This window comes from Pseudomonas ficuserectae, from assembly GCF_024584585.1.
GTDB lineage: Bacteria > Pseudomonadota > Gammaproteobacteria > Pseudomonadales > Pseudomonadaceae > Aquipseudomonas > Aquipseudomonas amygdali.
Window position 1 is genome coordinate 3,393,862 of the sequence record NZ_CP085684.1, and the last position, 21,658, is coordinate 3,415,519.

The 21,658-nt window shown below is 59.2% G+C and carries 19 protein-coding genes and 2 pseudogenes; 6 read left to right on the top strand and 15 right to left on the bottom strand.

Annotated elements, in window-relative coordinates:
• Window positions 1–28 precede the first annotated feature (28 nt).
• The 4 genes from LJU29_RS14935 to lexA are packed head-to-tail and all read right to left on the bottom strand — an operon-like array spanning window position 29 to window position 5,781.
• Complete coding sequence (locus tag LJU29_RS14935; RefSeq protein ID WP_257110867.1) at window positions 29–3,124, bottom strand: error-prone DNA polymerase; 3,096 nt, start codon at window positions 3,122–3,124, stop codon at window positions 29–31.
• On the bottom strand, window positions 3,121–4,536 hold the full coding sequence (locus tag LJU29_RS14940) for a Y-family DNA polymerase (protein WP_122322289.1): 1,416 nt from the start codon (window positions 4,534–4,536) through the stop codon (window positions 3,121–3,123). The genes LJU29_RS14935 and LJU29_RS14940 overlap by 4 nt, the downstream gene beginning before the upstream one ends.
• Before the next feature lie 7 nt (window positions 4,537–4,543).
• Complete coding sequence (imuA, locus tag LJU29_RS14945) at window positions 4,544–5,164, bottom strand: translesion DNA synthesis-associated protein ImuA (RefSeq protein ID WP_005758443.1); 621 nt, start codon at window positions 5,162–5,164, stop codon at window positions 4,544–4,546.
• A complete protein-coding gene (gene lexA / locus LJU29_RS14950) occupies window positions 5,164–5,781 on the bottom strand; it encodes a transcriptional repressor LexA (protein ID WP_010202582.1) in 618 nt (205 codons plus the stop codon). Before lexA ends, imuA begins: the two co-directional genes overlap by 1 nt.
• Before the next feature lie 181 nt (window positions 5,782–5,962).
• Between lexA and LJU29_RS14955 the strand changes: the two are divergent.
• Window positions 5,963–6,957 (top strand): annotated as a pseudogene (locus LJU29_RS14955) (aldo/keto reductase).
• Window positions 6,958–6,976: 19 nt separating this feature from the next.
• On the opposite strand, the gene LJU29_RS14960 reads toward LJU29_RS14955, so the two are convergent.
• Window positions 6,977–7,663 (bottom strand): hypothetical protein, encoded by a 687-nt coding sequence (locus tag LJU29_RS14960; protein ID WP_011168719.1) that lies wholly within the window; start codon window positions 7,661–7,663, stop codon window positions 6,977–6,979.
• A gap of 278 nt (window positions 7,664–7,941) precedes the next feature.
• Here LJU29_RS14960 and LJU29_RS14965 point away from each other — a divergent pair, with 278 nt between their 5' ends.
• From LJU29_RS14965 to LJU29_RS14980, 4 genes are read left to right on the top strand one after another with little or no spacing between them, the layout of a single operon-like run.
• Complete coding sequence (locus tag LJU29_RS14965) at window positions 7,942–8,250, top strand: hypothetical protein (protein WP_257112919.1); 309 nt, start codon at window positions 7,942–7,944, stop codon at window positions 8,248–8,250.
• Complete coding sequence (locus tag LJU29_RS14970; RefSeq protein ID WP_005743639.1) at window positions 8,165–9,175, top strand: aliphatic sulfonate ABC transporter substrate-binding protein; 1,011 nt, start codon at window positions 8,165–8,167, stop codon at window positions 9,173–9,175. Before LJU29_RS14965 ends, LJU29_RS14970 begins: the two co-directional genes overlap by 86 nt.
• A complete protein-coding gene (locus tag LJU29_RS14975; RefSeq protein WP_257110868.1) occupies window positions 9,172–10,023 on the top strand; it encodes an ABC transporter permease in 852 nt (283 codons plus the stop codon). Before LJU29_RS14970 ends, LJU29_RS14975 begins: the two co-directional genes overlap by 4 nt.
• On the top strand, window positions 10,024–10,737 hold the full coding sequence (locus tag LJU29_RS14980; RefSeq protein WP_005743637.1) for an ABC transporter ATP-binding protein: 714 nt from the start codon (window positions 10,024–10,026) through the stop codon (window positions 10,735–10,737). It abuts the gene before it with no gap.
• 19 nt (window positions 10,738–10,756) lie between these two features.
• On the opposite strand, the gene LJU29_RS14985 is transcribed toward LJU29_RS14980, so the two are convergent.
• On the bottom strand, window positions 10,757–11,836 hold the full coding sequence (locus LJU29_RS14985; RefSeq protein ID WP_257110869.1) for a polyamine ABC transporter substrate-binding protein: 1,080 nt from the start codon (window positions 11,834–11,836) through the stop codon (window positions 10,757–10,759).
• 388 nt (window positions 11,837–12,224) lie between these two features.
• Here LJU29_RS14985 and LJU29_RS14990 point away from each other — a divergent pair, with 388 nt between their 5' ends.
• Entirely contained in the window at window positions 12,225–12,491 is a 267-nt protein-coding gene (locus LJU29_RS14990; protein ID WP_002553708.1) for a DUF1652 domain-containing protein, read from the top strand.
• Between the two features lie 10 nt (window positions 12,492–12,501).
• Here LJU29_RS14990 and LJU29_RS14995 read toward each other — a convergent pair whose 3' ends face one another.
• The 9 genes and pseudogenes from LJU29_RS14995 to LJU29_RS15035 all read right to left on the bottom strand — a co-directional run bounded on the left by LJU29_RS14995 (window position 12,502) and on the right by LJU29_RS15035 (window position 21,575).
• Entirely contained in the window at window positions 12,502–14,994 is a 2,493-nt protein-coding gene (locus tag LJU29_RS14995) for a UvrD-helicase domain-containing protein (RefSeq protein WP_257110870.1), read from the bottom strand.
• A gap of 129 nt (window positions 14,995–15,123) precedes the next feature.
• Window positions 15,124–16,047, bottom strand: coding sequence for a 2-dehydro-3-deoxygluconokinase (gene kdgK / locus LJU29_RS15000; protein ID WP_002553706.1), 924 nt, complete (start codon window positions 16,045–16,047; stop codon window positions 15,124–15,126).
• A 28-nt stretch (window positions 16,048–16,075) separates the two neighbouring features.
• Window positions 16,076–17,281, bottom strand: a complete 1,206-nt coding sequence (locus LJU29_RS15005) for an amino acid deaminase (RefSeq protein WP_057453530.1) — start codon at window positions 17,279–17,281, stop codon at window positions 16,076–16,078.
• 16 nt (window positions 17,282–17,297) lie between these two features.
• Window positions 17,298–18,062 carry an IclR family transcriptional regulator gene (locus LJU29_RS15010; RefSeq protein WP_005732851.1) on the bottom strand — a complete coding sequence of 255 codons (765 nt, stop codon included), beginning with the start codon at window positions 18,060–18,062 and terminating at the stop codon, window positions 17,298–17,300.
• A 59-nt stretch (window positions 18,063–18,121) separates the two neighbouring features.
• Window positions 18,122–18,508 carry a RidA family protein gene (locus tag LJU29_RS15015; RefSeq protein ID WP_002553703.1) on the bottom strand — a complete coding sequence of 129 codons (387 nt, stop codon included), beginning with the start codon at window positions 18,506–18,508 and terminating at the stop codon, window positions 18,122–18,124.
• 40 nt (window positions 18,509–18,548) lie between these two features.
• Window positions 18,549–19,340 carry an amino acid ABC transporter ATP-binding protein gene (locus tag LJU29_RS15020; RefSeq protein WP_002553702.1) on the bottom strand — a complete coding sequence of 264 codons (792 nt, stop codon included), beginning with the start codon at window positions 19,338–19,340 and terminating at the stop codon, window positions 18,549–18,551.
• Window positions 19,337–19,988: pseudogene (locus tag LJU29_RS15025) on the bottom strand (amino acid ABC transporter permease). The gene LJU29_RS15020 and the pseudogene LJU29_RS15025 overlap by 4 nt, the downstream one beginning before the upstream one ends.
• A gap of 9 nt (window positions 19,989–19,997) precedes the next feature.
• On the bottom strand, window positions 19,998–20,660 hold the full coding sequence (locus LJU29_RS15030; RefSeq protein ID WP_002553700.1) for an amino acid ABC transporter permease: 663 nt from the start codon (window positions 20,658–20,660) through the stop codon (window positions 19,998–20,000).
• Window positions 20,661–20,723: 63 nt separating this feature from the next.
• Window positions 20,724–21,575, bottom strand: a complete 852-nt coding sequence (locus LJU29_RS15035) for a transporter substrate-binding protein (protein ID WP_002553699.1) — start codon at window positions 21,573–21,575, stop codon at window positions 20,724–20,726.
• Window positions 21,576–21,658: the final 83 nt, after the last annotated feature.

A 21,658-nucleotide genomic window follows, 5' to 3' on the forward strand; every position in this document is an offset into this window, starting at 1 on the left:
CGATTGCTACTGCAAATTACAGGCCCGATTACTGGAAGTCCCGGCTGCGCACATCCAGTCCAGTCAACAGCGGCGTCAGGTCATAAAGCCGCTGGGCGATCAGGTGCCGTACGCCGCTTTTTGATTCCAGCCTCCCGAACACCTGCAGCAATTGCGAGCCCACCAGCACCTTGCGCTGACGTTCGGCCAGGTCGCGCCAGACCACGACATTGACCATGCCGTATTCGTCTTCCAGCGTCACGAAGGTCACGCCACTGGCGGTGCCCGGTCGTTGGCGGCCGATGACCAGCCCCGCCACGCTGAGGGTTCGGTCGTTTTCCAGGCTCAGCAAGTCTTGTGAGCTGCGAAAGCGTTTGGCAGCCAGTTGCCGACGCAGCAAGGCCAGTGGGTGCGGACCGAGGGTGGTGCCCAGAGTGGCGTAGTCGGCCATCAGGTCTTCGGCCACCGTCGGCAGCGGCAGCGTTACCTGTGTGTCTTCGCTGGGCAAGTCGTTGAACAACGGTCGCTGGGCTTCCACCCCTGCAACTTCCCAACGCGCCCGGTGCCGATGACCAATCAGGCCACGCAAGGCCCCGGAATCCGCCAGTGCTTCAGCGGCGCGAGCGTCCAAACCGGCACGCAGGGTAAGGTCTGTGGCATCGCTGAACAGCCGTTTCGAGCGGGCCGTTTCGATGCGCCGGGCATCATCCTCGCGAAAACCACGCACCATGCGCAGCCCCAGGCGAATCGCCAGATTGCGCGTGCTGTCGGGATGATCGAGCGGCTCCAGCGAACAATCCCAGTCGCTGTAGCGTACATCCACCGGGCGGATTTCAATGTGGTGGCGACGGGCGTCCTGTAACAATTGATCCGGGCTGTAAAACCCCATCGGCCAGCTGTTGATCAGCGCACAGGTGAACGCTGCCGGTTCGTGGCATTTGAGCCAGCAACTGGCGTAGGTCAACAAGGCGAAACTGGCAGCATGGGATTCAGGAAAGCCATAACTGCCAAAACCCTTGATCTGTTCGAAAATCCGGTCGGCAAAATCCACGTCGTAATCATTGTTCAGCATACCTGTGCGCAGCCGTTCGCGATGCGGCTCCAGCCCGCCGTGGCGTTTCCACGCGGCCATCGCTCGGCGCAGCTCGTCCGCCTCGCCCGGTGTGTAACCAGCGGCGATGATCGCCACTTCCATGACCTGCTCCTGGAACAGCGGCACGCCCAGGGTGCGCTCAAAGACGCTTTTTAGTTTAGGCGGATAGGTAATGGCTTCCTCTTTATTACGCCGACGCAGATATGGGTGAACCATGTCGCCCTGGATCGGCCCCGGCCGGACAATGGCGACTTCGATGACCAGGTCATAGAATTTTTCCGGCCTCAGGCGCGGCAGCATGGCCATCTGCGCACGCGACTCGATCTGGAACACGCCGATGGTGTCGGCGCGGCTGATCATTTCGTAGGTTTTCCGGTCGTCTCCCGGCAGGTCTGCGAGGGTCCAGCGCTTGCCCCGGTGCAGATGCACCAGATCGAACGTGCGGCGCAAAGCGCTGAGCATGCCCAGTGCAAGTATGTCGACTTTCAACAGGCCGACCAGGTCCAGGTCGTCCTTGTCCCACTGAATGATCGTGCGGTCGGCCATCGCGGCGTTCTCGACAGGCACCAGCGTCTCCAGCGGATGCTCGGAAATCACGAAGCCGCCCGGATGTTGCGACAAATGCCGAGGAAAGCCGATCAGCTCGCCGGTGAGTGCCAGCACACGCTTGAGGATTGGCATGTCGGCATCGAAGCCGTATTCGCGCAGGCGTTCGGGCGACGGCAGCGAATCGCTCCAGCGGCTAAAGGCATCGGCCAGGGCGTTGATCTGGTCAGGCGGCAAACCCAGCACCTTGGCCACATCACGCACTGCGCCCGAGCCGTGATACGTGCTGGCCACTGCGGTCAGCGCCGCCCTGCCCCGACCATAACGCCTGAATATGTACTGAATGACTTCTTCGCGGCGGTCGTGCTCGAAATCCACGTCGATGTCCGGTGGCTCGTTGCGCTCTTTGGAGATAAAGCGCTCGAACAGCAGGTTGCTCTTTTCCGGGTTCAGCTCGGTGATCCCCAGCGCATAACACACTGCCGAGTTGGCCGCCGAGCCGCGTCCCTGACAAAGGATGTGCTGGCTGCGGGCAAACTCGACGATGTCATGCACGGTCAGAAAGTAGCTGTCGAACTTCTTTTCCGTTATCAGGGCCAGTTCCTTCTCGACCTGCGCGCGGGTGGCTGGCGTCAGCCCGTTCGGCCAGCGTTTGCGGGCACCGCGCTCGGTCAGTTCACGCAGCCACGACGTGGGTGTCTGGCCTTTGGGGACCAGCTCGTGCGGGTATTCATATTTCAATTGTTTGAGATCAAACGTGCAGCGCCGGGCAATACGCACCGATTCGGCCAGCAGCCAGTCCGGGTAATGCTCGGCAAGCGCATCCAGTGGCCGTAAATGGCGCTCGCCGTTGGCAAACAACAGGTGCCCTGCTTCGGCCACGGTCGTGTGATGGCGAATGGCAGTCATGGTGTCCTGCAGGGCACGCCGACCGCGCGCGTGCATGTGCACATCACCGCTGGCAACTGCCGGGATACCCAACGATTGCGCCAGCGCCAGCAAGTCGGCCAGACGCTGCTCGTCATCCGCGCCGCGATGTAACTCCACGCCGAGCCAGAGGCGCTCGGCAAAGCGCTCACGCAACCAGCGTCCATGCGCCAGACAGGCTTGCGCGTCGCCTTCGATGTCCGGCAGCCAGATGGCCAGCAAACCGTCCGACGAAGGCTCGAAATCTTCACGCAACAACCGGTACTCACCTTTTCTGGCTCTGCGGCGTGCCACCGTGATCAATTTGCACAACGCCTCATAACCTGTCTGGCTTTCCACCAGCAGCACGGCTTTCGGCCCGTTCTCGATGTGCATTTCGCTGCCGATGATCAACGGCAGGCCGGTGCTGATGGACGCCTGCCACGCACGTACGATACCGGCCAGCGTGCACTCGTCAGTGATGGCCAGCGCCTGATAGCCGTGGCGCGAGGCACGTTCGAACAGCTCACGGGCGCTTGAGGCGCCGCGCTGAAAACTGAAGTTGGACAGGCAATGCAGCTCGGCGTATTCGCTGGTCATGCGAACCAGCCATGCAGCAGCAGTTCACCCTGCTCGCCCACGCTGCGATAGGCCCAGGCGCGCTGGCCGCTGGAGGTTTCGACCAGATAGTAGTCGCGGCGTACATCGCCGCCGTCCCACCAGCCTGATTCGATTCGCTCGGGCCCCGCCACGATGCGCGTGGCATGAAGTGGCAGCGGCTGGGGTTCTCGCAGCAACCAGCCCGGGCGCATACAAGCTTTGGCCGGCAAGACCGGTTTGCTTGTGCTGTGTGGTTGCCAGGCGCATTCAGGACGGTGATCGGCCTGGGCGCGCAAGCCATTCACAGACTCGTCACCCAGTCGCGCACGCAGGCGCTCGCGCAGTTGCTCCCAAGGCAGGGTCTGCTGCACGCGCTCATCGAACAACTGGCGGTGCGCCGGGACAAAATCCGGCAAATCCTGCGCCAGCAAGCGCACGGCACGTACCGGCGACGCCACCAGCACTTGTTCCAGCCTGCCGCGGGCCAGTTCGAACAGCATCGACGCATCGCGCTCGGCGCTCAGCAGTCCGACTGGCACCACAGTCTCCGGACCTTCAACGTGCTCCAGATGCAGGGAAAATCGCTGCACACCACTGTCGCGTCCGGCCAGGAACAAAGCCAGATCGGCGATCAGCCGCTTGAGCGGAAACAACAGGGCCTGATGCGACTCGACGTCGAAATTCAGCTCAATACGTACATCGAAGAAGTCCGGCGGTGTGTAGCACTCCAGTGCCACCGGTCGTTCGCCAAGCAATGTATCGAGATGCTGCAGCACGCTGGCCGGGAACCGCCGCGCCAGTGTATCGCGCGGCAGGGCCAGCACCTGCCGCACAGAGCGCAGCCCCATGCGTGTCAGGGCCGTGGCGGTTTCACGGCTCAGACCGATGCGTTCCAGCGGCATATGCTCCAGGCTGCGGCGCAACGCCTGCGGGCAATCAATGCTCAGCCCGTCATGCATGTTGGCCAGCATCCGTGCGGCTATCGGGTTGGGCGCAACCACGATGCGATGCCGGAAGCCCTGCGTGGTCAGCTCTTCACGCAAGCGTGCCTCGAACACCGGCCAGGGGCCGAACAGCTTGAGACTGGACTCAATCTCCATCAGCAACACTCGAGGGTACTTGAGGCTGACATTGGAGCTGAAACCGTAGGCCCAGGCCGCGAGCAGTTGCTGCAAGCGCTCGATGTCGGCCGGGTCATGCTCGACCGTGGAGAAGTTCGGCACCAGCGCCTGAGCGGCCGTCAGCGACTGCCCGGCTTTCAGCCCCAACGCACGCGCAGCCGGATTGACGCTCTGCAACACGCGACGTTGAGCGCTGCCGCTGATCAGCGCCAGCGGTTCATCGGGGTTGCCGTGACGACGCATGACGCCGTCCAGCGCCAGTTGCGGCAGCAAGACACAGGCCCAGAGCATAAGAACCTCAAGCGTCGGTCGGGAACGGAATGGGGAAAGGCGGCGCAAGTCCGCCCCGGCATTTGAGCACCCGCAACTGTGCCGGGCGGGTATCTATAGCTATGCGCAGGGCTGCGGGTGAAGGGTTGGCGGCGGCCTGCTGCGGGCGACAGGCAAACGCCAGGGTCTGCCCGGTTTCGGCAGCGACCTGCAAACGTCGCAGCGCACGGTCATCGACCATGCCGGGCCAGCACACGACCGCGCCACAGCTGCCGGAGCGCAGGCATTGTTCGGCAGCCCACAGGGCATCGCGGGGACCGGCCTCGATGACGACCAGTTGGCGCAGATCGACCCCGGCGGCCAGCCAGGCTTGCGGGTACGGAATGTAGGGCGGTGCAATCAGCACAATGCGCTCACCGATCGCGGACAACCTTGCCAGACTTGGCCACAGCAGACGCAATTCCCCACTGCCATTGGCCGGGATGAGGATTTCAGTCAGGGCGGCAGCAGGCCAGCCGCCAGTGGGCAAGGCGCTGTCCAGCAATGCATGGCCACTGGGGTGCGGGCTGACCTGCGGCGCGCCCTGCTGACGGCCTTTCCAGACCCTGCGCTCATCCAGCAAGGCTTCAAGGCTGACCACCGCGCCCATCATTCGCGCCGGACCAGCCCGCAGAATACGCCTTCGATGGCGAAGTCCTGATCAGGCGTGACAATGATCGGTTCGTAGGCCGGGTTGCGCGGCAACAGGCGCACCTGATCGGCACTGCGATGCAGGCGCTTGATAGTGACTTCGCCGTCCAGGCGGGCAACGACGATCTGCCCGTCACTGGCCTGCGGGTTACGGTGCACGCCGACCAGATCGCCATCGAGAATACCGTCTTCGATCATCGAGTCGCCCTGCACGCGCAACAGGTAGTCCGGCACACGGGTAAACGTGCTGCGGTCCAGATGCAGTGTGGTGTGAATATCGAGGTCCGGCCCGATAGGTGCGCCCGCAGCTACGCGCCCCAATACCGGAAGTTCGAGCAATTCGGGCCGTGGCTCACTGTTGAGCAGGCGAATACCACGGGCCTGGTGCGCGACGACCTCGATCAGACCGGCTTCTGTGAGGGCCACAATGTGCTTGCGCGCCACGCTGCGTGAAGCAAAACCGAAAGCCTCGGAGATTTCCGCTAGGCTCGGCGATTGCCCTTGCTGCGCGATGCGATCGCGGATGAAGGTAAGGATTGCGCTGCGACGGGGAGATAATGTGCTCATGGAGTACACTTGTACTCCACTCGTGATTTTATGACTATTACGGTTTGTCGGATTGACGCCGCACGCTCTTGCGCTTCGTGGACGTTAATTATTCGGATTTTCACAACAGTGAAATAAGAAACTCCCGGTTTATTGCGCCAACCAAAGCGTAGAGACTTGATGGCTCTTTCAACGATCAGGAGAGTTCATTGTGATCACGCGCCAACTGGGTCACCACGGTCCGCAGGTTTCTGCCATCGGGCTGGGCTGCATGGGAATGTCGGACTTCTACACCACCGGCATCGACGAGAAGGAATCCATCGCCACCTTGCACCGCGCGCTGGAACTGGGTGTCACCTTTTTCGATACAGCGGACATGTACGGCCCGCACACCAACGAGACGTTGCTCGGCCGGGCTCTTGAAGGCAAACGCGAAGGTATTTACCTGGCCAGCAAGTTCGGCATCGTGCGTGGCGACGATCCGCATGCACGTGGCGTGAATGGCAGCCCGGCGTACATTCACCAATCCATCGATGCCAGCCTGAAACGGCTGAATACCGATTATCTTGATCTCTACTATCAGCACCGTGTCGACCCCAATGTGCCCATCGAGGACACCATCGGTGCCATGGCCGAGCTGGTCAAGGCTGGGAAGGTTCGCCATATAGGTATCTGCGAAGCCAGCGCAGCGACCATCGAAAGAGCCCACAACGTGTATCCGCTGGCGGCCGTGCAAAGTGAATATTCGTTATGGTCACGCGATCCGGAGCACGACAATGTGCTCGCCACTTGCCGTCGCCTGGGTATTGCTTTCGTGGCTTACAGCCCGCTGGGCCGTGGCTTTCTGACTGGCGCATTGCGCACCCCGGACGATTTCGCTGCCGATGACTACGTCGTTTCAGCCCGCGCTTTCAGGGCGAAAATTTCAAACGCAATCTGGCACTGGTAGAAAAGGTCAAGGCACTGGCTGCGGCCAAAGGCGTCAGCGCGTCGCAACTGGCGCTGGCCTGGGTACTTGCTCAAGGCGACGACATCATTCCGATCCCGGGCACCAAACAGCGCAAGTACCTGGAAAGCAACGTGGCAGCGGCTTCATTGACGCTGAGTACCGATGAGCTGGCTCAACTGGATGCGATCTTCCCGGCGCAAGGGGCCGTGTCGGGCGAGCGTTACAGCCCGGAGTCGATGAAGTCGCTCAACGGCTGAAAACGTTTGTGGTTCGAGATCAGGTCGCCTCAGGGCAGGTCTCAGTGCCGTTGTTGAGGCCCTGTTTTTGATTCTTGTAATCGAGCGTGGCCTTGCCATCGACCCATTTCAGGGTGACGACAATCACTGAGTCGAAATCATCGTTCGTCCAGTCATCCAGCAGGTTAGTGCTCTTGCCGGACGCTTCTTCAGCAACCTTGTTGATCAGCTCCGGCAGGTAGCCATGCGACCAGGCGGTGTAGATAACTGCGTTGTGGTACTTGTCCCGCATCAGCTCATCGGCCAGGTCTGCGGTGTCGTTGGCACCAAAGTCGAGGTTGACGGGCAGACCCAGTTTGATTGCGCTGGGCCCTACCGTCATCAGCGGACGCACGTAGCTGTAGGACAGGTCGCCCTCACCCTCCTCCACGTGTCGGCTGGGGTTGGCGGCGAAGATAAAGTCAGCTTTGCCGAATTCCCTGGGCAAGACCTCCGACAGTTCGATGGCCCGGTTGAGCCCTTGGCAGTTCAGTTGCCCCAGCCCCATGGCCGGTTTTTCGGCATGACGAAGAAATACCAGTGTCTGCGTGCCGTTCTTGGGCTCGGCATGAACCCCCTTGCCCATGGTGAACAGGGCCAGGGCAGAAGCCACCAGTAATGATGGGAAGAAGCACCATGCGATGCGGCGCTGGAGTCGGGTGATCGAAGGCATTTTCGGCATATTCATTATTTTCTGAGTCCGGTGCGCATTTGAAAGGGATCAGCCATCTGGCTGGTGCGAATACGCAGGCTTATGCAGCTCGCCCCAAGAATTTCTGCGGATCAGTCAAACAAGGGCGCAGTGGGCGCACACTCATGGATCACGCGCGAATCTTAGTGCTCACATGTTTCGAAATTAAGAATGTGGACGATTAGGAGTGTCAAAAAACGATTCTGTTGCAAACCTAGTGAAAAAAATCACCCGAAAAGCAGAAAAACTGTCAGAAAATCGTCGAAAAACAGGCCGTGAGCCTTGCTGTTTACCAGGCAACAACAGTTCAACACCTTGCTGCCAGATCAACATCACTGACACTGGAAAACTGCTCTGATACCTTGCTGTTCAAGCACCCGGACCCTTGGCACAGAGCATGCAATATTCCATTTGTGAATTTCATGCTCTCTGGACTGCTGTTTTTGAAATATGCAAACCAGTCTTGCAGCCCTTGTCTCCCCGATCTGGACGCTCACTATGCCACAACCCCCTATTTCTTTTTGGTTGCAAACGCCGCGAGCCCTGATTCGCTGGATGGTAACGACCTGCACATTGGCGATTAGCCTGCAGGGAGTAGCGCAGGCCGCTGAAACCGCGCCTGCCGAAGTCCGCCTGGATTACGCCTATTATTCGCCGGTCAGCCTGGCGCTCAAGCATTTTGGCTGGCTGGAGAAAGCCCTGCCGGAGGCGAAAGTCACCTGGGTGTTGAGCCAGGGCAGCAACCGCTCGCTGGAATACCTGAACAGTGGCAGCGTCGACTTTGCTTCGTCGGCCAGCCTGTCTGCGGTGCTGGCCAGGGCCAACGGCAGCCCGATCAAATCGGTGTATGTCTACAGCCGGGCAGAATGGACGGCCCTGGTGGTGCGCAAGGATTCTCCCCTGCAATCGGTTGCCGAACTCAAAGGCAAGAAAATCGCCGCCACCAAAGGCACCGACCCTTATCTGTTCACCTTGCGCGCGCTGCAGAAGGCCGGGCTGAAAAAGGATGATGTCGAGTTGCTGCACCTGCAGCATCCCGATGGACGCACCGCCCTCGAAAAAGGCGACGTAGATGCCTGGGCAGGGCTTGACCCGCACATGGCGGCCAGTGAAATACAGTCCGGCTCGCGCCTGCTTTACCGCAACAAGGACTTCAACAGCTATGGCGTACTGAGCGTCACGGAAACCTACGCCAAGGAGCATCCACAGGCGATCAGAACAGTATTGAGCGCTTATGAGCAGGCTCGGGAATGGGCAGTAAAAAATCCTGATGAGCTGGCCAGGCTGCTGGCGACCGAGTCAGGCCTGCCGCTGGAAGTCGCCAGGTTGCAATTGACCCGTACAGACCTGAGCAACCCGCAACTGAGCGAAAAAGATGTAGAAGCATCCAAGTCCGCAGCACCGATTCTGGTGTCCGAGGACCTGGTGCGCAAAGGCGTGAACGTCGAACAAGTGATCGATCAGTTGATCACGCCAGAGTTTTCCAAAGCCGTGATCGCAACCCCATGACCAGCCCAGACAAGTCCCTGCCTGCCTGTGCGCAGGCGGCCTTGCCTGACAAGGCGCAGCGCACGTTTTGGCAGCGCTACAAAACGCCGCTCAAAGGCCTGGTAGTCCCCGCTGTAATCATTGTTTTGCTGGAAATTATCGTGCGCATCGGCTGGCTGCCCTCCTACCAGATGCCAGCACCCAGCGAGATCGTGCTGACACTGCGCGATCTGGCCGATGGTGCGTTGTGGAAACACATCAGTGCCAGTCTGTTGCGTGTGCTCAGCGGCTTTGTGATCGGCGCGAGCCTGGCCTTGGTATTTGCTGCGTGGGTGGGGCTCAGTCGTGAGGCGGAGGCGTATCTGGAGCCGACGTTCGCCGGGCTTCGTTCCATCCCGAGCCTGGCCTGGGTGCCGCTTCTGCTGCTGTGGCTGGGCATTGGCGAAACATCGAAAATCGTCGTGATTGGCATCGGTGCGTTTTTTCCGGTCTACCTCAACGGCGTGGCCGCGATTCGGGGCATTGACCGAAAGCTGGTGGAAGTCGGCCAGATGTATGGCTTCAGTCGCTATCGCCTGACCCGGCGTATTCTTCTGCCCGCCGCCCTGCCCGGCCTGTTCACCGGTTTGCGCAACGGCATGAGCCTGTCATGGATGTTTCTGGTAGCCGCCGAGCTGATCGCGGCCACAAAAGGCCTGGGCTACCTGCTCAGTGATGGACGCGAAACCTCGCGCCCGGACATCGTGCTGGCGGCCATCATCGTTCTGGCGACACTGGGCAAGTTGAGCGACGGCCTGTTGGCAGGCCTGGAAAAACGCTTTCTGGCCTGGCGGGACACATTCACCGGTCAAAGCCGCGAGGGTCGATAGATGCCGGAATCGTTGATGAACATACGCGTAGACCGCAAGGCATTCGCTGGCAATACCGTACTGCAGGATATCGATCTGTCATTACAGTCAGGTGAGATCGTCAGCCTGCTGGGGCCAAGCGGTTGCGGTAAAAGCACGCTGCTCAGAATTGTCGCCGGGCTGGAGCAGGACTTTCGTGGCTCGGTGGACAACATTGAGGGAGAAGTCGCGTTTGTGTTTCAGGAACCGCGCCTGATGCCCTGGCTGACCGTCGAACAGAATATCGGCTTCAGTGACGATGCTGGCTACGACCGCAGATGGGTCGGTCAATTGATCGAGGAAGTGGGCCTGTCCGGTTTCGCCGATGCCTTGCCAAAAGCATTGTCCGGAGGCATGGCGCAACGCGTGGCCATTGCCCGCGGTCTGTACTCGCACCCTACGGTATTGCTGCTGGATGAGCCTTTCAGCGCAGTGGACGCGTTTACCCGAATGAAGCTTCAGGACCTGCTGCTGCAATTGGCCGAGCGTCACGCTATCACCCTGTTGCTGGTGACTCACGATGTCGACGAGGCGTTGTACCTGAGCGACCGGGTATTAGTGATGGGCAGCCGCCCCGGCACGATCACCCAGCAACTGCCGGTCGGGCTGCAAGCACCAAGGGATCGCCGCGATCCGTTACTGGCTCGACTGAAAGCTCAGGCACTGACCGAGCTGCATCAGGCGCATATCATTTGACGTCGGTCGCCTCGCAGCCTTACTTGTCGGCCTTGAACTCTTTCCAGAGTCCCTGGCGCAACGCCTCGATATTAACCGGGACCTGAGACATCACGAACAAGCGGCTCAGCATGTCGGCGTCTGGATAGACAGTGGTATCCGTCCACAGGCCGGGATTGATCAGGGCGTCGGCCTTTTCGTTACCGTTGGCGTAATGCACCGTATTGGTAATGTTGGCGATCACTTCCGGGCGCAGCAGGTAGTTCATGAACGCGTAGGCACCTTTGACATCAGGGGCATCAGCCGGGATCGCGATCATGTCAAACCACATTGGCGCGCCCTCCTTTGGCACCACATAGCTGATTGTGATGTTGTTGCCCGATTTTTGGGCCTGCTCCTGCGCCAGGGAAATATCCCCTGAGTAGCCTACTGCCACACAGATCTTGCCCGTAGCGAGGTCGCCAATATAATCGGCTGAACTGAAATTGCGCACATACGGCCGTACCTCATCCAGCAGCGCCTTGGCCTTTTTGTAGTCGTCCAGCACCTCGCTGTGCGGTGGCAGGCCGAGGTAGTTCAGAGCGATAGGGATCAGCGCCGGTGCGCTGTCCAGAAAAGCGACACCACACTGGGCGAGCTTTTTCATGTTTTCCGGCTTGAGCACCAGATCCCATGAGTCAAGCGGTGTGTCCTTGCCAAGAATGGCCTTGACCTTCGCCATGTCATAGCCGATTCCGGTGCTGCCCCACAGGTAGGGAAACCCATGCTGGTTGTCCGGATCGCTGCCCTCCAGTGCCTTGAGCAGAACCGGGTTGAGGTTTTTCCAGTTGGGGAGCTGCCGTTTGTCGAGGGTCTTGAGCAAGCCGTTTTCAATCTGTCGACCCATGAAATGAATGGACGGAAAGACCAGGTCGTACCCGGAATGGCCAGCAATCAGCTTTGTGTTCAGCGTCTCGTTGGTTTCGAAAGTCTCGTAAGAGGTCTTGAAACCGGTGGCCGCTTCAAAATTTTTCAAAGTGTCCGGGGCGATATAATCCGTCCAGTTGTAGATATTGACCGTCTCCGCCGCATGGCTGGTCGAGACCAGCAACATCAGTGCAGCAAGGGATTTTCTCAGCATTTTCAGCTCCTCGGGTCAATATCGATAGCTTGCCCCAGACCGGGCATGAAAACCACCTTCGTCAAGCAAATTCAGTTCACTACGGGGCCTTCTCCGGGGTGAATGACAAATGCATGGAACGTGCCCATTGATACCTTGCGATGATGACAGCCATATAATTGATTTTTTTGTGCTGCGTCATAAAAAATTTTTCCAGAACGGTGCTGGCAAATGCTATTTTCAGTACTCGTCAGACCGCTCAGCGATCCTGCTGGAAAGCAACCCGACCGACCGATAGTCCGCTGCGCTGATTATCTTCTCGTCATCATGCTTTACCGGACGAATTCTGGCTGTCTGCCTACCCATTGGAGCAAGGGAAATGCTCGATTGATTAAGGTGGGCCATTGTCATGAACAAAGTCACATTCCCCAATGCGTGCCAACTGATGCGCTGGCACTTCCATCCGGTAGGCTTTGAAGCCTCGATGGATGCTCCCGGCAGCATGATTGCACGACTTTTCGACCGCGCCAGCGGTGAGACAGTCGTCGCCATCGCAGGCCTGCCGTGTTCCACGGTGATGAATGCCGCAGATGTAGAGCGCATCATCGAAGCCATCGAGGATGAGCTGGAATTGTTCGGCACTCATACGCAGCAACAGGTCGCCGGTTTTTCCTGAGATGACAGCCTCAGCCTGTTCGGACTTTACCGCGCAAGTCTTCAAAGAAAGGCTTGTCCTGGGCAATTCTGTCTGAAGCTTTAGGCATCTGGGCACTTTCCCCGCCGCCGGTGCCTTGATCGATATACCAATAGCAATGCCGCGCCGCACGAGTAATGGCGACATAAGCCAGGCGCAAGACTTCATCCTTCTGTGCTGTATCAAAGGGCTGAAGATCGCTCGCATCACCCAGCCCTGCCAAACGGTAAACCTGATTCTTGTAAGGCGAGACAGTCAGATGCTGGCAGTCGCCCAACAAAAACACGGCATCCGCCTGCAAGCCTTTGGAACTGTGGTACGTCAACGTCCTGATGCGACGACCTTGCGCGCCCATCGCCGCGTCAGCATCGATCAATGCCTGCAAACGCTCCGAGAACCGGCTTTTCTCGCTGCCTTTGCGGTACAGCAGCAGAATCGAGTCACCGTCGTTGTAGTGCTCGGCTACACGCTCGGCCAGTTCGTCTTCGTCACGATCCAGCACCGTGACCGGCAGCAACTCTTGCGGCATGCCGCTGGCACGAGCCTTCTTGCCCGCAATCGCCGGAGCTGCCCGGACAATATGCTCTGCGGCATCGATAATGTGCTGATGGCTGCGGAAGTTGTCACTGAGCATGACTCTGGTGGTCGCCGGTGACGAAAACTCCCTGGCGAACTCCATGAAATACTTGGGTGAGCTGCCGCGCCAGCCGTAGATCGATTGCCAGTCATCGCCGACACACAGCAGTGATGAATGCTGAGCGATCCGGCCTGTATGCAGAGCGGGACCACGACGCCGGATTTCGCGCAGGCTGGCGCGTATCCATGAGACGATCTGCGGCGACACATCCTGGAACTCGTCGATCATCAAATGCGACAGCGGTCTGAGCATCTGGTCGCTGACGTGTTTGAGGTTTTCCGGCGATGTTTCACCGAACAACGCAAACATCCGGTTATAGGTCATGATCGGAGGCGACTGAGCCAGCAGGTGCGTTTCGAAAGCTTTCCAGAAAAGACTCAGCGCTTCGAAGAAGAAACGATCCGGGTCGTCGCTGGCAAAGCTCATCTCGGACACGGCATTGGGTACATCCAGTCCCAGGTTCTCGATGAAGCTGGCGGCGGTGACAAGACAGTCCAGTAGCGGCGCAGCACCGAGCTCACCCTTGACCCGATAGTCGAATCCGGGCCCGGCAACTGCGTCGCCCGCCAATGACTGCAATAGCTTGCTGGCAGACTGATAGTTATCCAGCCATATCAAAGGCTTACTGCAGAAAGCTTGAAACAGGGTGCGCTTTATGACCCCCTCGGCCCACACTGGCAATTTGGCACCCGGCCGCTTGAGTTGCTGGTCTTCACTGGCGTCCAGGCCCAGCACAACCCAAGCATCCAGCTCGGCAATATAGCCGTGAAAACAAAAGGAAAATCCATTTATTTCAACAGTTTGGCGCATAGGCTCAATGCCCTTTATAGGCCATGCTCCTGCGCGAATCCACAAGTCCTCGACGGTGTCACACCACTCCTCATCCCGTTTCGAGGATAGCTCGGTCACCGCGACACGCTTCTGCACGTCAGGATGGTCGCGATCCAGTTCCTTGAGCTGCAAGGCATGGCGATACAGCGGCGCCATGACTTCGCGGAAACGCTCATTGCCGGCGTACAGGTCGCGGTAGCAGAGATTGAGTTGCTGACGCTGCGCGTCGTTGATCCGCAGGTCGAAAGGATTGCTGTCCGCCTCTTCCAGGCCGGATGAATGGCTGCTCAGGTTCTCGAACGCCCTGAGCTGCTCAAAACCCGGCAGGCTGCGCACCAGCGGCAGAATACGCGAATGAAAGGTGCGAACCAGGTCACGAGCCTGTTTCTGCCCCGTCACATGCCCCCACAAGGCCATGACCTCGATCAACTTGCCGATGAAGTCCTTGCGCGACTCACGGGTGAAGGTCACGACTGTCATCGCGTTCAGTTCAAAGCCCAGGTAGTGATGCAACAGCAGAATGCGCAGCACCAGCGATGTGGATTTGCCTGCGCCCGCCCCGGCAATGACGTAGGTAGATGGCGTATCGCTGAAAATCATCTTCCACTGCGCCGTGCTGGGCTGAGCATGCGCAGGGAGCTTTTCGGCGACATCGGCCTTGATACGCTTTTTCAGTTCAGGCGTGAGCGCCAGCCGCCATTCGTCGAACAGATGGTCGTCAACCCTGGGGCCGCGATGTCGGACAGGCCGGGTGTCGTTGATGACCAGCACCTGACGCCCTGCTTCTTCACCATCCAGGTAGCCGTCGGCATAACCCTCGCGCACGCCCTCTATGTGCCCATTCAGATAGCCGTCGGCATGGCCCTGGAACCACGACGGCGTGTGCTGCGAGCCCAACGCTGTAAGGCCGCGGCCCATCAGGCGCGATAACAGACGCCTGAAAAACGGCAGTTGCCGAGGCGGCATGAGATCGACATCCAGGTCATGAGGAAGCGCAGAAGGAAGGTCGTCAGGCACGCAGACTCCGGTGGATGGCTTGCAGGCAAAAAGGTCGCCTATGGTGGCCGGATTTGCGCGCAGGTTCCAGCGAAATGCTTGTCTGTCAGTGCGTTAGCCGATCAACTGCATGTTCCGTCGCAGGTGCCATCAGACTGGCATGACCGATTTTGGTACCAGCGCACCCGGGTGTTGAATCACCACACTGGCCAGACGATGACCTGCTTCGGCAGCCTGTCGCGGGTGTTCCCCCATGAGCCGGGCGGCCAGATAGGCAGCGCTGAACGAGTCCCCTGCTGCAGTGGTATCGACGACACGCTCGACCTTTTGCGAGGCAATGTCGAAACGCTCGCCGCCGGCTTCCACAAGACAACTTTGCGCGCCGCGCTTGACGACGATCTCACCGATGCCGCGACCTCGATAGGCCGCCAGTAATTGCTCACTGTCGGCATAACCATAGAGCGCCTGCTCATCGTCTTCGGTGAGCAACGCCAGATCCACATGCTGCAGGCATGCCTGATAGGCCTCGCGAGCCTGCTCCACGCTGGCCCACAGCCGAGGCCGATAGTTATTGTCGAAGGCAACCCTGACCCCACGTTGACGAGCACGGTCCAGTGCTTCCAGCAATCGGGCGCGGCCTTGCTCGCCAAGTACCGCCAGGGTGATACCACTGAAATACAGCACGTCGTAGCTGGCCAGCGCCGCGAGGATCGGCTCGGCCGCAGGCGTCATGAAACAGTCCCGCACGGCGGCTTCGTTGCGCCAGTAGAGGAAACGACGCTCGCCATTGGCATCGGTCTGAATGCAGTAGAGCCCGGGTAAACGCCCCGGCAGGCGTTGCACCTTGCCCAGACCAATGCCCTCATCGGCCCAGATCCGGCACATTGCATCGCTGAAGCTGTCGTCACCCAGCGCCGTGACGTAATCCACCTTGGCCCGCTCACCCAACAATCGGGCAAGGTAAACCGCCGTATTGAGCGTGTCACCGCCGAAGCTCTGACGCAGGCTGCCGTCGGCATGCTGCTGTAACTCGATCATGCATTCGCCGATCAGGGCGACCCGTGGAAGGCTCATGAGACGATTACTCCTGCCAATACCGGAATTAGAAATACGTGCTGAAAGGCTCGATCACTCGCATGTCATTATCCACCAGACAACCTGAACGCCACTTGTCGAAGGTCAGACACGGGTGTGAGGTACCGAAGGAAATGATGTCGCCAACCTTCAACTCGCATCCGGGCGCGACTGTCATGAAAGCGTGCTGATCCATCACGGCGGTCACTTTGCAGGCACTGACGTCGTCGCCTGATGCAGGCTGCACGCCCGCCTTGTAACGCAGCAGCGGGTTGGGCAAGCCGGCATCGTAGGCAACGTCGCGCTTGCCCATGGCGATCACCGCAAAACCCGGCTCCGGCATGGACTGCACATGCGCCCAGACCTCCAGCGCAGGGTGCAGCGCTTCGCTCAGCTCGGCACGTCGGTCCAGCACGCAGCACTGCGCGGCCTTGTAGATGCCGTGGTCATGCACCACATAACTGCCAGGGCGCAGCACGCTGAGGAACCGCTCGCGAACGGCCCGGGCATCGAATGCTTCAGCGATCAGGTCGTACCACGCCGAGCCGGATGCAGTGACAATCGGGCGATCCAAAGCGAATGCGCCCTTGTCCTGCAGGTCGACAGCCAGGCGCACCAGCGACGCCGCAAAAGCCTTGATGCCATCGATGGCATGGTCGCCGTGGATGACGCCTTCGTAACCCTCGATACCCGTCAACGCCAGCGCCGGTTGCGCCTGAACAGCATCCGCCAGGGCCAAGACCTGCTCTTCGGTACGGCAGCCGCAGCGTCCACCGGGTACACCATATTCGATCATCACGTTCAGGCGCAGGCCGCGTGCCGCGAAAAACTGGCCCAGTGCAGCGACATTGTCCGGGTGATCGACCATGCAATGAAACTCGAACATCGGGTCAGCCAACAGATCGGCAATCACCGCCATGTTCGGCGCGCCGACCAGCTGATTGGCCATTAACACCCGCCGTACGCCATGCGCATAAGCGGCCTGGGTCTGGACCGCCGTGGCGAGGGTCATGCCCCATGCGCCCGCGTCCAGCTGTCGCCGAAACAGCGCTGGCACCATGCTGGTCTTGCCATGCGGTGCAAGCTCTGCACCGCTGTCAGTGACAAAACGTTGCATCCAGCGAATATTGTGATCCAGCGCCTGACGATGGATGACCAGTGCAGGCAGGCTGACATCAGTGACCAGGCTGTCACCCGGCTGCGCAATACCCTTGTCCATTACGGCGGTGCTCATCAGTAATCTCCTGCAGTTATTCGTTGATTCGACGAGCCAGGCCGTTGGCGCTGTCGATCAGCACCCGCCGATAATCGTCGTAATGGGTCTTGGCATCGGCACGCGGCGCGACAATGCACAGGGTTGCGATGCACTGACCGTGCTCGTTTTTCACCGGCGCGGCGAAGCAGTGCGTGAAGGTGTCGGCCACGCTATCGAAGGAGAAGAAACCCTCTTCGCCTGCCTTACGGATCTCCCGCAAAAAGGTTTCCAGCGGCAGACGCTCGCCACCCGGGAGGATGAAATCGTCGGGATCAATCAGGTCGATGATCTGCTGATCGCTGAGGTGGCTGAGCAGCAGACGCCCGGAAGCGGTCCACGGGATGGGCGCGTTTTCACCGATGTCCGAGGAAATCCTGAAATGCCGCTCACCCTCTTTCATCAGCGCAACGGTGTATTTCCGGCCGTTGAGCAGGCACATCTGCGCGGTTTCCCGCGTCTGGCTGACGATCTCGCCCAGGCAGACTTCCGCCTCGCGAGTGAAATCGAAGTGCCGCAAATGCGCCTGACCGAGAAAGTACAACTGGCGGCCAAGGTAGACATGCCCGTCCTTGCCGACCGTCTCCAGAATACGCCGCTCCAGCAGCGACGCCACCAGCTCGTAAACCGTCGATTTGGGGCTGCCGATTCCGCCGGCAATTTCGTTGGGACGCATGGGTCTGGCCTTTTCCTTGAGGAAATCCAGAATATCGAACGCCCGGTCCAGTCCACGTGCCCGGCGCTTGATTGTGTCTTCAGTCATGGCTCATTCCTTAAGTAGAGCTGTAAGCCAGATAACCCGATGTTTATGGCTTGAAGCTGCTACTTGCGCCTATAAGCAATACAGTCGATTTCGACCTTGCAGTCGACCATCATGCTGGCCTGCACGCAAGCGCGCGCCGGTGCATGCTCGGGGCTGAAGTATTCACCGAACACCTTGTTGAAACTCCAGAAGTCCCGTGGGTCTTCCAGCCACACGCCGACACGTACTACGTCTTCGAGCGCATAACCGGCTTCGTCGAGGATCGCGATCAGGTTACGCATGGTCTGGTGGGTCTGCTCGACGATACCGCCGACGATAATCTCGCCATCCTGCGCAGGCACCTGGCCAGAAACGTGCAACCAGCCGTCGGCCTCGACTGCTCGGGCGAATGGACGTGGCTGGCCGCCCCCTGCGGTGCTGCCTGCGCCATAACGGGTAATAGTCATGAGTTTTTCCTTGTCTTGAAGCATTGGACGTCGTGAAACGTTAAAAACGGATGTTCTTGAGAAACTCGCTCAAGCGCGTCGATTTCGGTTGTTCGAACAGTGTCTTGGGTGGCCCCTGCTCCTCGATGCGCCCCTGATTCATGAATACAATCTGGTCTGAAACCTCATAGGCGAAACGCATTTCGTGAGTCACCAGCAGCATGGTCATGCCGTCTTCGGCCAGGTCCTTGATAACGCTCAGCACTTCGCCGACCAACTCCGGGTCGAGAGCAGAAGTGACTTCATCGAACAACATCAGGCTGGGATTCATGGCAATGGCACGGGCAATTGCGACCCGCTGCTGCTGACCACCGGACAACTGGCCGGGGAAGTGATTGCGGCGCTCCAGCAGCCCGACCCGGTCCAGCCACTTTTCCGCCAGGGCAATGGCCTGATCCTTAGGCATCTTCTTGACCTTGAGCAGGCCCAGGGTCACGTTCTGCAGAGCGCTGAGGTGCGGAAACAGGTTGAATTGCTGAAATGCCATGCCAGTCATTGCCCGGTGCTGTGCAATAACCCGCTCCGGATGACGGGTGCGCTTGCCGTCTACGTCGCTGTAACCGATATCCTGCCCCTCGAGCCGGATATGACCGCCCTGAAACTCTTCCAGCAGATTGACGCAGCGCAGCAGGGTGGTCTTGCCCGAGCCACTGGAACCGATCAGGGTAACAACGTTGCCTTTCTGCATACGCAGATCGACCCCCTTGAGCACTTCCACTGCGCCATAGGACTTGTGCAGGCCTTCAATGCTGAGCAGCGCCGGGCCGGGGGTTGCGGTATGAGTCTGTGTCATGGCAATGCCACCCGTTTTTCGATTTGCCGCCCAAGAAGCTCGATGGCGTAATTAATGAGAAAGAACAGAAAACCTGCGAACAGGTAGAACTCCAGGGTCATGAACGTGCGCGCAATCACCTGCTGAGTGCTCAACAACAGTTCAGCCACACCGATGACTGAAAGCAGTGTCGAAGCCTTGACGATCTCGGTCGAGGAATTGACCCACGTCGGCAGGATCTGGCGCATGGCCTGCGGCAACAACACATAGCGCAGCGACTGGCCCGATCGCCTTGCCAGCCTCCAGCTGGCCAGCGGGAATGGCCTGCAGGGCACCGCGCACGATTTCCGATACGTGAGAGCCGCAGAACAACGTCAGGCCTATTGCGCCAGCTTGAAACGCGCTGATTTGCCAGCCCAGCGCTGGCACCATATAAAAGACTGCCAGTACCAGCACGAACACCGGCGTACCGCGTATCAGATCCACATAGAGTCGGATCGGCAACCGTGCGAAGAATCCGCCGTAGGTCAGCACCAGACCGGCCAGCATGCCGATCAGCGTGCCCGCAGCAATCGCCAGCGCCGAGCACTGGATACTGGTCAAAAAGCCGGACCAGAGCACTTCTCGCGCGGTCCACAATTCCTGCAACCAGCCAGGGGGTTGATACATGACAGCCTCCTAGCGGCGAATCGCCAGACGTTGTTCGAGGGTGCGCAAGAGCATGGCGATCACATAGCAGGCCACTACATAGAGTGCAGTAGTCACCAGCCAGGTTTCGATCACCCGGTAGCTTTCGACGTTGATCTTGCGCGCGTAGTAGGTCAGCTCCGGCACCGCAATGGCGGCTGCCAGTGAAGTGTCCTTGAACAGCGAAATGAAGTTGTTGGATAGCGCTGGCAACACGTTGCGCAACATGACCGGCACGATGATGTATGCCCTCACCTGCCACTCGCCCAGACCGATGGCCAACCCTGCTTCGCGCTGACCTTTGTGGATGCTCAGCAAACCGGCACGGAAAACTTCGGTCAGATAGGCGCCAGCGTACAGCGACAGCGTGACGATGAACGACGCCAGTTTGTCCAGGCGAATGCCCAGCCCGGGCAAGGCGAAGTAGATCAGCAGGATCAACACCAGAATGGGCGTGTTGCGCACCACGGTGACGTAGATCGACGCGACAATGCGCAGTGCCTTGTAACGTGACAACAGCGCAAATGCGTTCGCCAATCCGATCACACAGCCGATAGCGATCGAGATCAGGGCCAGTTCCAGCCCAAGGCCCAATCCCGCCAGCAAGCTGGGGAAGTCACGCCATACGGCATCAAAATTCAATTGATAATTCATGCTTGCCCGTACCTGGCAGGGAAAGCCCGAAGGCCTGCCCTGCCCTTGAAGGTCAGAGTGGACTTATTTGTATTCCATCGGAAAACCGATTGCAGGCACCGGCAGATCGACACCGAACCATTGCTTGAACGAGGCGGCGTAAGCCGGGAACTCGACACCGGTCATGGCTTCATGCAACGCGGTGTTGACGAAGTTCAGCCAGTCCTGGTCGCCACGTTTGACGGCACAAGCGTAAGTTTGCGGGCTCCAGGCAAAAGCCGGCGAGCGGTAGCGCCCAGGGTTCTGCACCATCAGGTACTTCACTGAAGACTGATCGGTGGCTGCCGTGTCGGCGCGCCCCGAGTTGATCGCCTGGTACATCAGGTCAACGCTGTCGTACTGATCGACCTTGGCCTTGGGCAGTGCCTGATGCACCAGTTCTTCGGCATATACGTTCTGCAGCACGGCAACGGTCACGCCGTCGCCTGCGGCTTTAAGGTCATCTATTTCCTTGTATTTGCTGTTGGCAGGCAGCAACAACGCTACGCCTTCGCGGTAGTACGGCAAGGTGAACGCCACCTGCTGTGCACGACTGGCGGTAACGGTGATGAACTGGCAACTGATGTCGACCTTGTCGGTCAGCAGGTTGGGAATTCGCGCATCCGAGGACTGCACCACGAACTCGACCTTGCTCGGGTCATTGAACAGGCCCTTGGCGATGATCCTGCCGATGTCGATATCGAAACCCTGCAACTTGCCGTCCGCTCCCTGAAAATGCCATGGGGCATTGGTACTGCCTGTACCCACCACCAGATTGCCACGCTTCAATACTGCATCCAGCTTGCTGCCTTCGGCGGCCTGAGCCGCGTTGGCCAGCGTGAATGAGGCTGCAAGGACAAATGCACAAGCTTTCACAAAAGAAGGTCCGCGATGCATGACATAGACTCCGCCGAAGTATTTTTATTCCGCTATAGCGGACAATGGTGTGTAACAACGGAATAGACAGCAGAAAGTGTGCC